Here is a 1,937-nt window from a genome sequence, read left to right on the forward strand (position 1 = left end):
TAGAAACAAAAATAATTACCAGAATTAGGGCAAAAATACCAGCGATCGCCCCAGTCAACAACCCATCAGAAAGCTTCTGACTTAGGGACTCTGGTAGTAAGGAACGAATTAACCCCAAAACTTGCTGCCAAAGTCCAGGTTTGGCCACAACTGATTCATTCTCGGTAATAGGTTGTTCTTGAGGTTGGGTTTCGGAGGTGATAGAAGGAGTTTCTGTTGTTTCCTGGGAAACTGCTTCTGTTTCAGGTTGTTCTGAATTTGGTTGGTTTGATTGGTCTTCTGACATTTTTTCTATACCTTTTGGACTAAGCAAATCGACTAATAAAGCGATAAAATAAAAGACAAATTTGTACTGTGGACTATAGTCCTTTTTCTACTTAATTAGGACTGACGCAGAAACCGGGTCGATCGATGAAATTTCCTGAGAAACAATAATCAGGGCAATAAACCCGGTTTCTTGTTTGGGTGCGTAAGTCCTGTTAATTTATTTTCCCATTAATTATGAGTATAAAACGTCGTCAATTTTTATTTTTAGCTAGTCTAAGTAGCGTCACTAAGCATTCAGTTATTAGCGGTCAGCTCTGAGCACTCAGCTTTTTAATGAATAAAGCAAGGATTAGTTCAGCTTATATTACATTTTAAACCATAGAATTAAAGCACAAAAACCATGATTTTGCATACAATTCTGTTGCAGAAAACTATAGATGTAGCTCAGAAGCTGATAGTTGATACCTGAGTGCTAAATGCTTACGTTAAGCAATACCAAGCGTGAAAAAAGAATGTTATAAATAGTTTCAAACTTTAGATGTGAAATAATTTCCTGAAATTACTGTAGCGTCAAAATTTTGACCTGATAAAATATTACTTTTGACTTTTGAGTTTTAACTTCTGTGAAACGGTATAATTTTTCCTCTCTCAAAACTAATCCTATTTTTCGGTTTGTTTCTGTTGCCGATACTGGTACAGGAGGCAAAGATCAATTTGCTGTAGCTAAAGCTATGAGACGCTATTATTTACAATATCCTTTTGACTTTGTAATTCTTGGTGGTGATAATATCTATGAAGATGGAGAAATTGAAAAAATTGGCGATGTTTTTGAGAAACCATACAAAGCTTTATTAGACAATAAAGTAAAATTTTATGCCTGTCTGGGTAACCACGATCTTAGAAGTAATAATGGAGAGTGGGAACTAGAATATCCAAATTTTAATATGGCAGGAAGATACTATACTTTTGAGTATAAACCAATTCAATTTTTTGCCTTAGATACTAATATTAATGCTGACTGGGAATCTCAATTAAATTGGCTAGAAAAAGAACTAAGTAACAGCAAAGCACCCTGGAAAATAGTATTTGGTCATCATCAAATTTATTCTTCTGGAATGTATGGCTTAAATGAAAAATTTATTGATATTTTAACTCCCCTGTTTAAAAAGTATCAGGTTCAAGTTTATATTAACGGACATGAACATGATTATGAAAGAACTCGCGCAATAAATGGTACTACTTATTTAACCTGTGGTGCTGGAGCAAAACAACGTCTTGTAGATAGATCGGAGTGGACTGAATATTCTACAAGTGATTTTAGTTTTGCTGCTTTTGATGTTTATAATGACCGTTTAATTGTTAGGGGTATTGATGTTAATAATCATATTTTTGACCAAGGTGTAATTCAGCTTTTCAATAATTAATAATTAATAATTAATAATTACCTATTCTGTGATAGATGGATAAATCCTAAAAACCTAACCCTCCTGCCCCCCTTCCCTACCTATCCCTGATAAGGAACTCCTGAAAACCTTGTGGGAGGGTGGGGAGAGGGGGAAGAGGGGGAAGAGGGGGGAGTAAGAATCTTGGGGTGAATTTCTTAAAAAAATGTACTTTTCAATACACTTTTCTCAGGAAAAAGCCTCTCAAATGCTTATTCATAACTTGTC

1 protein-coding gene and 1 pseudogene are annotated in these 1,937 nt (G+C 34.8%); one reads left to right on the forward strand and one right to left on the reverse strand.

Annotated elements, in window-relative coordinates; genetic code table 11:
* Positions 1–286, reverse strand: a pseudogene (locus F6K22_RS39720) (hypothetical protein); the annotation flags it as partial.
* A gap of 604 nt (positions 287–890) precedes the next feature.
* Here F6K22_RS39720 and F6K22_RS39725 point away from each other — a divergent pair.
* A complete protein-coding gene (locus F6K22_RS39725) occupies positions 891–1,691 on the forward strand; it encodes a metallophosphoesterase family protein (RefSeq protein WP_293110549.1) in 801 nt (266 codons plus the stop codon).
* Positions 1,692–1,937: the final 246 nt, after the last annotated feature.

Source organism: Okeania sp. SIO2F4, assembly GCF_010672385.1.
Lineage (GTDB): Bacteria > Cyanobacteriota > Cyanobacteriia > Cyanobacteriales > Microcoleaceae > Trichodesmium.